This window comes from Nostoc sp. CHAB 5715, assembly GCF_020829685.1.
Taxonomy (GTDB): domain Bacteria; phylum Cyanobacteriota; class Cyanobacteriia; order Cyanobacteriales; family Nostocaceae; genus Nostoc.
Genome location: NZ_JAIVFR010000155.1, coordinates 1 through 9,927, shown reverse-complemented (window position 1 = coordinate 9,927; position 9,927 = coordinate 1). Strand labels below are relative to the sequence as shown.

Genomic DNA, 9,927 nt, shown 5'->3' with positions numbered 1-9,927 from the left:
ATCAACTTCTAAACTTAAAAGAAGTGTTACTATATCTAGCATGGGCGTTCTGTAGACTGGAAGTTGTCGTTGTGGTAAACAACAACTTTACTACAGAACGCCCTATTTATTTTTGGCGAAGGTATTGTTACTACAACAGCTTTACAGAACAGTCCTAATTCCTGAAGCTGTCTACCGAGAACTAACTGAATCCCAACTTTCCAGTTGCAGGTGCAACTGAAGTACAAACTTTTATCTGGATTGAAACTCGTCCAGTTCAAGATCGTATACTAGTTGAAGCACTCGGCAATGAATTGGATATTGGTGAAGCTGAAGCGATCGCTCTAGCACTGGAAATGAAAGCAGATCAAGTTTTGATTGATGAACGTCGTGGTCGCATGGTTGCGGCTAAAGTAAATCTCAGCTACACAGGGATTTTAGGAATCTTGGTTGAAGCTAAAAGTCAAAAGCTAATTTCTGCCGTGAAACCTCTGTTAGATGCTCTAATTAACCAAGCAGGATTCTGGGTGGCTGAACCTTTATACAAGAGGGTTTTACAGCTTGTTGATGAAAATTAATTTTTCATACTGTACAAGTAGCTTACATAAAAAAACATCAGTCAGCCAAAGAACCCAGGATAATGAATCATAATTAACCTCTATAGCTTTGAGCTATCAGCCATCAGCCACCAGTTACAAGCTGGAAGCTGAGATGGCGAATGCTAAAAGCTTTTGATTCAACTTAACCAATTGACTATGAATTCCGAAAAAGTCAAAAATTCTCTAAATATTTCGCCAGCGATACGCATAGGAGTACTAGGTTTCGGCGGACTCGGACAAGCCGCCGCCAAGGTACTTGCTGCTAAACAAGAAATGATTTTAGTCGCCGCAGCAGATCAAAAAGGTTACGCTTACGCTGCTGAAGGTTTAAATACTCAAAAATGCATTGCAACCTACCAGTCCCAAGGTTCGGTAGGTCATTTAGAGCCAGCTGGTACGTTAACAAATCAAAGTATTCAGGATGTAATTGAAATAGCTCAACCAGTGGATGGGTATTTTCTGGCTTTACCCAACCTACCAAATGATTTTATCCCCTCTGTAGCCAAGGAGTTTATTAAATCTGGTTGGCGTGGCGTGCTAGTGGATGCGATTAAGCGCACCACTGCTGTAGAACAACTACTAGCGATGAAAGAAGAACTGCAAGCAGCCGGGATTACTTACATGACAGGCTGTGGTGCTACACCCGGACTGTTAACCGCCGCAGCAGCTTTAGCAGCCCAAAGCTACGCGGAAATTCACCAAGTCGAAATTACCTTCGGGGTGGGAATTGCCAACTGGGAAGCTTACCGCGCCACCGTTCGGGAAGATATTGGCCATATCCCTGGTTACACAGCGGAAACCGCCAGGGCGATGACTGACGCAGAAGTAGAAGCATTACTAGATAAAACTAATGGTGTGCTTACCTTGACGAATATGGAACACGCTGATGATGTGATGCTAGAGGTAGCGGGAATAGTAGGGCGCGATCGCGTTACTGTTGGTGGTGTAGTCGATACTCGCAATCCTAAAAAGCCTCTCAGCACCAACGTTAAGGTAACAGGGCGCACCTTTGAAGGGAAAATTTCCACCCATACCTTTACTCTGGGAGATGAAACCAGTATGGCAGCCAATGTTTGCGGCCCCGCCTTTGGCTATCTCAAAGCTGGTAGACAATTGTACCAACGCGGCATTTATGGAATATTCACTGCTGCCGAAATTATGCCGCAGTTTGTTAGGTAATAGGCGCGATTAATCGCGCCTGTACAAGAGTAGAGGCGCGATTAATCGCGTCTGTTTAAAATATAAAATCACAAATTTAGAGCCTCTGAATATACTCCAAACTTGCGATTTTAAACTCCAAACTCCTCAGTGTTAACTTCTAACTTTTTTTAAGCTGGTGGAGTTTCTGGAGAAAAAATATCTGTGGAATTCTCCTCAAGCAGCGAATCTGGTGTTTGTATAATAAATGGAAGTTCAGCCCCTACAAGTCCTCGTTGGATGCGTTCTAAAGTCTCGTTAAAAACGACAAACAGAGGATATATAATATTAGCTCCTTCACTCAAAATATGACTGTGACACAGAGGCATCAACCACTCATAATCATTGTCTAGCCAAACTTGAGTTTGTCGCCAACGTCCTAACAAATCAGAAAAGTCTTCATCAGCACGATGAATAAAGACTAAAATTTCTGCTCCAGTTTTGATTTTCCACTCTGGATCGCACATCAAAATTGCTACATCACAGGGTAAGCAAATCGTTTGTGGGGCTGTTGTAGCAGTATTGCGAAGACGGACAATTGGCAAGGGAATAGTGATGACACTTTCATCTGGACGGCGCAGACTGGGAATCATCTCCAAGTATGGCCGATATTGCTTTAGTAAGGCGATCGCAGCTAAATGATTGCTGTACTCTGCCAAACTCGCTTCGTAGTGAGATTTTTGCACAGTCATAGTTTATTAAATAGTGAGGAGTAGAAACCCGATTAATCGCGTCTGTACAGGAGTTATGAGTTAAAAATTAGAAATAAAAAGTTTTAATTCCTAACTCCTAACTCATAACTCTTAACTTTTAATCCTCTATCCCAGCTTTTCAAATACCTTAAACATAGGTAAATACATTGCTAACAATATGGTTCCAACCATTCCCCCTACAAATACAATCATAACTGGTTCCAAAATACTGGTCATTGATTTTACCGCCTGCTCGACTTCATCTTCATAGAAATCGGCAACTTTCATCAACATTCCATCTAATTCTCCAGTTTCTTCTCCAATACTAATCATCTGAATTGCCATAGCCGGAAAAACGCTATCTTTTTGTAAAGCAATGCTAATCATACCTCCTTGTTGAATCTCTATACGGGCTGCGTCTATCGCATTGGCAATCACTACGTTTCCTGATGTATCTCGGACAATTTCCAAGCAAGTTAAAATTGGTACACCTGAACGAGTCAAAGAACCAAAAGTTCGGCTAAAGCGGGCAACCGCAGATTTTTGAATTAAGTCACCAAACAGCGGCATCTTCAGGGAAAAACGATCAATTGTTAAGCGGCCAGCAGGAGTTTTACTGTATTGTGTAAAACCAATTTTCAATCCTATAAGAGCAGCTATAAGCACGAAAACCTTCGGACTTCTCAAAAATAGACTAGCATCCATCAAAAATTGCGTTAGAGGTGGTAATTCAGTTCCGATTTCTGTAAAAATCTTCGCAAAAACCGGAATCAGAAAAATGGTCATACCCAGAAAGATAGCAACTGCGATAAAACCCACAACACTTGGATAAGACAATGCTGATTTAATTTGGTTTTGTAAGCGGGCAACATCTTCTAACAACTTGGCTAAACGATTTAATACTTCGTCTAGAACACCACCAACTTCGCCAGCTTGAATCATACTCACATATAATCCATCAAAGCAGTCAGGATGCTTCCGCATTGACTCTGAAAGATTCATTCCGCTTTGAACATCGTTGCTAATTTCAATTAGGGCTTGTTTGAGTTTAGTATTACTACACTGCTCGGAAAGTACCCCAAGACTTCTAACGATCGCAACCCCTGCATTCATCAAAACGGCAAATTGACGGGAAAAAACGGCTTTGTCTTTCACAGAAACCTTAACAAAGGAATTCTGGAATTTTTTTAAGTCAAAATTTACCTGAAATCCTTGAAATTGTTTGAGTTCTTGGACTACAAAACCTTGCTCTCTGAGATTAGTACGAGCTTGCACCAAGGATTCAGCAACAATTTTTTCTGTTCGGGATTTTCCTTGAGAATCCCGAACACGGGCAACGTAGGTTGGCATAAATCAATTCAAAATAGTCGTTATTTATTGGGGGTTGGGCATTGGGGATTGGGTATGGGGCATTGGGCACTTGTACTGAGCGAAGCCGAAGTATTGGGCATGGGCACAAGGGAAAGACTTACTGCAACTTCCTCTCTACTTCCTCATCCTCCTCATCTCTCCAGTTCCTCTAATGCGCTTTGGCTGCCGCACCAGGTTTTGCACCTGCTGCCTGCGGTGGTACAGAAGTACCGATGAGACGTTGGATTTCATCTGGCTTAGAAGTTTTAGACATCGCCGCTTCAAAAGAGATCGTTCCTGCTTTGTAAAAATCGGCTAAAACCTTCTCCAGAGTTTGCATTCCCAATTTGCCGCCAGTTTGAATAGCCGAGTAAATTTGAGATGTTTTGCCTTCTCGAATCAAGTTGGAAATAGCAGGAGTAACAATCAGAATTTCTTGAGCCATCACCCGACCATATTCACCGGGTTTAGGGTTTTTCTTGGACACCAAAGTTTGGCTAAATACCCCTACTAACGAGTTAGACAACTGCACCCGCACTTGGGTTTGTCTTTCATGGGGGAAAACGTCGATAATCCGGTCAACAGTTTGGGCGGCGGAACTGGTGTGTAGCGTACCAAATACCAAGTGTCCTGTTTCTGCTGCGGAAATCGCCAAAGAAATCGTTTCCAAATCCCGCATTTCCCCCACCAGAATAATATCTGGGTCTTCCCGCAAAGCTGCTTTCAAAGCATTAGCAAAGCTTTTAGTATCTTCTCCCAGTTGCCGTTGGTGAACCAAGCTTTTAATTGGTTCATAAACAAATTCAATTGGATCTTCCACCGTTAAAATATGCTCTGCCTTGGTGCGGTTAATCAAGTCAATCATTGCCGCTAGGGTAGTTGTCTTGCCGGAACCTGTAGGGCCTGTGACTAGAATAAGCCCTCTGGGCTTATCGCACATTTCCCGCACTATATCTGGCAGACCTAATTTTTCAAAGTTAGGAATTTTAGAACTTAATGCCCGTAAACAAGCGGCATAAGCACCACGTTCTTTATAGACATTCACCCGGAACCGAGCCAAACCCTTAACACCATAAGAACAATCCAATTCCCAGGTTTGCTCTAAGGTTTTACGCTGGGTGTTGTTCAACATACTAAAAATCAGCCTTTGACATTGATCGGCTGTCAATACATGCTCACCTATGGGGGTGAGTTTGCCACTGATGCGAAAGTAGGGAGGCAAACCTGCGGATAAATGCATATCCGAGCCACCCATTTCAATCAACTGCTCCATCAGGTCTTCAATCATCATTTCCATAGTTCTGCTTCCTTTTAATGTTTTATTTGTCCTTTGTCCTTTGTCAGTTGTCATTTGTTTAAAGTTACTAACCATCGGCCAATTACTAACGACTAATGACCAATGACTAATGACCAATGACTAATGACCAATGACTAATGACCAATGACCATTAGCCTTAAAACCGAGATGTCATACAGTAGGGACAATCCAGCCATTCTGGTTTCAATGTGGCCTTGCAAGTCCGGCAGGTAAGACCAGTCTTGCGTTTGGCTTTTAACTCGGCTTCCAAACCAGTATCAGTAAACGTCACCCGTTCTACTTCTTCTAGAGTGGTAGAACCAAGGCGCACTAAGTCCAAACTGTAAGCCAGCAAGGTTTTCATGCCCTCTTCTATTGCCACTTCTTTGATGCGTTCCGTGGGTGCATCCTCGTTGATGAGAGTTTGCAGGTTTTCGGTGACTCGCATGACTTCATAAACACCACAACGCCCTTTGTAGCCGACCCCATTACATTTTGAGCAAAGCTGATTTTTGGTTTTGGCTTCGGCGATCGCATCTAATGTCAAAGTGTTAGCCTTATAGAAGGTAACTCCGACATCTGAGGAAGCTGATAGACCATAACGAGCCAATTCTTCGGTTGTGGGAGTGTACGCAATACGACATTCAGAACATACACGGCGCACTAAACGTTGAGCTAAAACGCCAATTAGGGAACTAGAAACCATGAAAGGCTCAATCCCCATTTCTCCCAAACGAGCGATCGCACCTGGGGCATCATTGGTATGTAAGGTAGTTAATACCAAGTGACCCGTCAAGGCTGCCTCAATTGCTGTTTTTGCCGTTTCCTTATCCCGCGTTTCACCCACCAGTAGCACATCTGGATCTTGCCGCAAGAAAGCCCGCAGAGCGGTAGCAAAATCCAACCCTTTTTCCCGAATCACCTGTACTTGAGTAATCCCTGGAAGACTGTATTCAATGGGGTCTTCCACAGTACTAATATTAATTCCAGGATCATTCTTTTCTGATAATGCAGAATACAGCGACGTTGTTTTCCCAGAACCAGTTGGCCCAGTTACCAAAATTAGACCAAAGGGACGGCTGACCATATCCTTAACAATATTCAAAGTCTCTGGATCGGTAATTAACTTATCTAATCCCAGTTGGGTGGAAGAGTTATCTAAAATCCGCAGCACCACCTTTTCCCCGTAGCGACTGGGCAAGGTATTCACACGGAAGTCCACCTTACGTCCCTCAAACAGCCGCCGGATGCGTCCATCTTGGGGTAGACGGCGTTCAGCAATGTCTAGATTGGAGATGATTTTAAATCGGGCTGTCACCGCCGGGATGATTTTTTTCGGCATTAGGGGGAAAGCTTCACGCAGTACGCCATCTTTCCGAAAGCGAATGCGTAAGCTTTCTTCTTGCGGTTCGATATGAATGTCAGAAACGCCCTCATGCAAAGCTTTAGCCAGGATTCTGTTGACTAGGTTGATAACTGGGGCATCCTCTGCACCCTTCATCGCCGCCCCTAAATCAGCCTCCATTTCTTCAGGAGCATCCTCAATATCGAGATTTCCGAGATTTTCTAAATCCTGACTAATATCTGTAGAATTTTCTCGTTCTAGGTGCTTTTGCTTAACAGCCATTTCATCCAAATATTGGTTGATTAGCTGTTGGTAGTCTTCCTGTGTAATCACCATGCGCTGCAACGCCAAGCCTTGGGGGCGCAAGATGCGATTCAGGTCATCAGAAGCCTCTAGATTATCTGGAGCGACCATCGCCACTAAAACTGAGGGCGGGGTTTGGTCTTCGTGTTTCGATAGTGGTACTAAACGGTGGCGACGGCAAATATCCACTGGGATGAGGGTTTCAATTAGGTTCGCCATCTCCGTGTTGCCAAAGGAATTGACTTCCGGATCGAGGAATTCAACACCGTATAGTATTTTAAGTTCAAATAGCTGCTGTTTTTTGTATTGCCTGAGCAACTCAGGTGATAGTTGTTGCCCAGTGATTGACTCTAGTACTTCCGTTAAGGGTCTGCCAGATTTGCGGCTTTCAATTAGTGCCTGCCTCATCTGTTCGGTATTGACATAGCCAGATTGCACTAGCTTGTTGCCGAAGGGCGAAAATTCTGTTCTAGTAGTTAGAGCGGTACTGCGCCGTTGTGGTGACGAGTAAGTCATAAATGAGCAAATGAGTAGGGAAACCTCTGCTTAAAGTATTCCCCTACTGTGAGACAGAATTCTCATCGACACTGATTAAATTCAAGCCAAAAATTTTGCTGCTAACAAGTTTTATGGTGAGGAAATTTCTCACCTATTTATCAACGACTTTTAAGCCCTTAAATTCATTTACGGGGGTAAATTTCTGTAACTTTAACTCCAAAACTCATCTACATCCAAACTAGCTATTTCTGACTGCAATTCCTGGAAATGGTCACTCTTAGTCAGCATTGCCACTTCCTGTTGCCGTTTTTTATGGTCGATTTCTACCTTCAATTCTTCTAACAGGCGTTTCAATTCTTCTTCACGGCGTTTGCGTTCGGTGATGTTTTGCACAATTCCTTCGTAATAAAGCAACTTGCCGCTTTTGTCTCGCACCGCACGAGTGTCTTCCTGAATCCAGATGATGCTGCCATCCTTCTGGTAGGCTTGATACTCAAAGGCTTTAACTTCTCCATCTTCTGTTAACCGACGTGTGAGATCCGCTTGATCTTCGGGAGCAACATAGACTTGTTCTGTAATATTTGTAATATTATTTACCATCTGTTGCGGCGAATCATAGCCGTAGATGCGTGCCATTGCTGGGTTAACACTCTTGAATTTGCCGTCAGAGGTGGACTGAAAAATTCCCTCCAAAGCATTTTCAAAAATGCTGCGGTAGTTTTCTTCTGCAATTTGAAGGGCTTCTTCAGCGCGTTTGCGATCGCTAATATCAATCCCGACAGTCACTGTTGCAGTACCCTGTTGATACTTCTGTGCTGCAACCAGGTAGTATTTGCTAGAGCCGTTTAAATCCACTTCGATTACCTGGGAAGCAGATTCTTGGCGATTTAACAAAAACTTCCTTGTGAATTCTGCTAGTTGGGTGCTTCCTGCAAGGAAGCCCACTTCTTTGCCAATAAAAGCATCTTGAGAAAGATTCCAATCCTCTGCTAAATAACGGTTGACGCCAATGTAAACTCCACCAGAATCAATCCAGGAAATGGAACCAGGTACAGCATCTAAGACTGCTTCGAGTTGTTCTTTAGCAACAGCTAATGCTCGTTCACTCGCTTTCCGGGCACGTAAATATTTTTGCAGCAGTTGCAGTACACCCCACCAGATGGGAATCAGTGTGAGTAAACTGACTACAGAAATTATGCTGGATAAGAATAAATTGCGGCTAAAGGAATTAAAATGATACTGAATTCGATTTTGAATCGCTGTTGTACTACGCCTAGTTCCAGCCGCGTAGATTTGCTTTTGTCGCTCGTATTCTGGGCTGGAGAGTAACTTTGCTGCTGCCTCAACTTGTCCATTTCTTGTTAATTCAAACGATCGCTTCTCCATCTCAACGAGTTTAAGATTTGCTGCATCCGTTTGAGATACTTCCTTGTGTTTGTAAGCTTCTGGTGCAATCTGCATTGCTTGTTTTATAGCATTATCAAGTTGGGGTGCAAATTGTTGATATCGCTCATCCCAGCGACTGTCGCCGGTTACAGCATTCATCCGGGCAGACATGGTTAATACTTCATCAAGATGAGTTATGGTGCCAGTCAGTTGTTGCAGTCGAAAATCATTGACAACGATGCGGTGAAAATCTTGATAGGCATTCCAGGCGCTCCAGCCAAGTGGCAGGAAGAGTGATAGGGTAAGCAGGATGGTGACGGCAATAGTGCCGACGGGTCGATCAGCCGTCAGCCTTAGCAAATGAGTAAGATATCGCTTCATATTCATACTTCAATTCAGCAACGCCAAAATAAATTATCCAATTTCTCGACTCAAAACGACTTTTCCTCCCCCTGCTAAGTACAGTTTTGCGTAAAAGCGTAACGTTTTTAATGCATCCCGATGCATTAACATTGCAGGGGAACGCATTGGCATTGCATCGGGACGCATTAACATTGCATCGGGACGCATTAACATTGCAAGGGGACGCATTAACATTGCAAGGGGACGCATTGGCATTGCAAGGGGACGCATTAACATTGCATCGGGACGCATTGGCATTGCAAGGTATTGCTAAATTTAATTCGCTACGAATTAATGAAATGCTGTACTAAGAGTTCCCCTGCCAAGAGAGCGATGGGATATTTTTTATTTGGAAATCACCTAGCGGGCTTCATGTACTCCCATAGCGGCATGAATAGCAGATTCAATCGCTCCCTGAATCCAGCGTGTTTCAAACTTACTACAGTGATCGCCTGCGAAATAGACTCGCCCATCTGGAATCACAATGTTGCTGAAATGAGACATAGTACCCGGTTCTAGCAATGCACCCACCCCTCCAGCATAGGGATCGTTGCCGCAGTGATGATACACTGCCACTTCAAAGGTGCGATCAATTTGCGGATGAATCTCGCGTAAGTTTTCGATCGCCTGCCGGATCAGATAATCTTTGGGTAAGCTGGCAAAACATCCTGCATCTCTCCCCCAGGTATAACTAGCTAGGAGTGCGCCTCGTCCGGTTTCCTGTCCGTGTTGAGGATAATAGACGTTGCGGATCGCTAAGTCAGTAACCGAACCACCTCCATGAATTCCATCATCGTTTTCCCAGAAGCGAGAACTGCATTGGAAAAAGATTTTGGAGGATGAGTCATAGTTGAGTTGACGAATAGCACGACGTTTACG

10 protein-coding genes are annotated in these 9,927 nt (G+C 43.7%); 3 read left to right on the top strand and 7 right to left on the bottom strand.

The genetic code is table 11. The features are described from left to right. Positions 1–293 precede the first annotated feature (293 nt). Complete coding sequence (locus tag LC574_RS10940; RefSeq protein ID WP_229453548.1) at positions 294–557, top strand: DUF3368 domain-containing protein; 264 nt, start codon at positions 294–296, stop codon at positions 555–557. 177 nt (positions 558–734) lie between these two features. Beyond that, a complete protein-coding gene (locus tag LC574_RS10935; RefSeq protein ID WP_229453547.1) occupies positions 735–1,757 on the top strand; it encodes a saccharopine dehydrogenase-like oxidoreductase in 1,023 nt (340 codons plus the stop codon). Positions 1,758–1,906: 149 nt separating this feature from the next. On the opposite strand, the gene LC574_RS10930 is transcribed toward LC574_RS10935, so the two are convergent. Together LC574_RS10930 and LC574_RS10925 are read right to left on the bottom strand one after the other, a co-directional pair. After that, positions 1,907–2,467, bottom strand: a complete 561-nt coding sequence (locus tag LC574_RS10930; RefSeq protein WP_229453546.1) for a hypothetical protein — start codon at positions 2,465–2,467, stop codon at positions 1,907–1,909. Between the two features lie 126 nt (positions 2,468–2,593). After that, complete coding sequence (locus LC574_RS10925; protein ID WP_229453545.1) at positions 2,594–3,817, bottom strand: type II secretion system F family protein; 1,224 nt, start codon at positions 3,815–3,817, stop codon at positions 2,594–2,596. A gap of 41 nt (positions 3,818–3,858) precedes the next feature. Here LC574_RS10925 and LC574_RS37935 point away from each other — a divergent pair, with 41 nt between their 5' ends. Next, a complete protein-coding gene (locus LC574_RS37935; protein ID WP_267871489.1) occupies positions 3,859–3,990 on the top strand; it encodes a hypothetical protein in 132 nt (43 codons plus the stop codon). Here LC574_RS37935 and LC574_RS10920 read toward each other — a convergent pair. The 5 genes from LC574_RS10920 to LC574_RS10900 form a co-directional block, all read right to left on the bottom strand. After that, entirely contained in the window at positions 3,987–5,114 is a 1,128-nt protein-coding gene (locus tag LC574_RS10920; RefSeq protein WP_229453549.1) for a type IV pilus twitching motility protein PilT, read from the bottom strand. The two genes, LC574_RS37935 and LC574_RS10920, sit on opposite strands and share 4 nt — an antisense overlap. A gap of 157 nt (positions 5,115–5,271) precedes the next feature. Next, complete coding sequence (locus tag LC574_RS10915; RefSeq protein ID WP_229453544.1) at positions 5,272–7,278, bottom strand: GspE/PulE family protein; 2,007 nt, start codon at positions 7,276–7,278, stop codon at positions 5,272–5,274. 192 nt (positions 7,279–7,470) lie between these two features. Continuing rightward, on the bottom strand, positions 7,471–9,033 hold the full coding sequence (locus LC574_RS10910; protein ID WP_229453543.1) for a PAS domain S-box protein: 1,563 nt from the start codon (positions 9,031–9,033) through the stop codon (positions 7,471–7,473). A gap of 27 nt (positions 9,034–9,060) precedes the next feature. Continuing rightward, on the bottom strand, positions 9,061–9,306 hold the full coding sequence (locus LC574_RS10905; RefSeq protein ID WP_229453542.1) for a hypothetical protein: 246 nt from the start codon (positions 9,304–9,306) through the stop codon (positions 9,061–9,063). 102 nt (positions 9,307–9,408) lie between these two features. Next, positions 9,409–9,927 (bottom strand): FAD-dependent oxidoreductase (locus tag LC574_RS10900; RefSeq protein ID WP_229453541.1); only part of this gene is annotated, 519 nt, incomplete at its 5' end.